This window comes from Vibrio sp. YT-19(2023) (assembly GCF_033337395.1).
In genome coordinates, this window is record NZ_JAWOQN010000898.1 from 1 (window position 1) to 565 (window position 565).

At 49.4% G+C, this 565-nt stretch carries 1 protein-coding gene; it reads left to right on the forward strand.

The window, feature by feature from the left end; all coding sequences use genetic code 11:
- A partial coding sequence (locus R7E78_RS29065; RefSeq protein WP_318059010.1) for an MFS transporter occupies window positions 1-565 on the forward strand: 565 nt, incomplete at both ends.

Sequence of the window (565 nt, forward strand, 5' to 3'; positions counted from 1 at the left end):
TCAGCACCGTCTTGTGTGTCTCTGTTCCAATGGTTCTCACCAAAACAACGTGGTAGCCGTTACTCTATCTGGGGTGGCTCACGTAACATCGGTGAAGGTATCACTTGGATCCTAACGGCGTCTCTAGTGAGCTACTTCGGTTGGCGCGCAGGTTTCATCGGTGCGGGTATTGCAGCGATTGCAGCAGCGATTTGTATGTTCTTCATCCTAAAAGACCGTCCACAAACTTACGGTTTGCCAGATTCAGCAACAGCATTCGACGAAGAACCTGAGATCAAGAAAAAGAACGATCCGCAAGCAACTCGTCGCGCTCAAATGTTCATCCTGAAGCAACCAACCGTTTGGCTAATTGCAGCAGCGTGTGCAGCGATGTACATCTCTCGCTACGCGATGTCTTCTTGGGCAGTGCTTTACCTACAAGAAGCAAAAGGTTACTCACTGATTGACGCTGGCTTCGCAATGTCTACATACCCTATCGCGGGTCTAGCAGGTGCAATCCTATCAGGCATCATCTCTGACAAGGTGTTCAACTCTAACCGCCATATCCCGACTCTACTTTACGGAT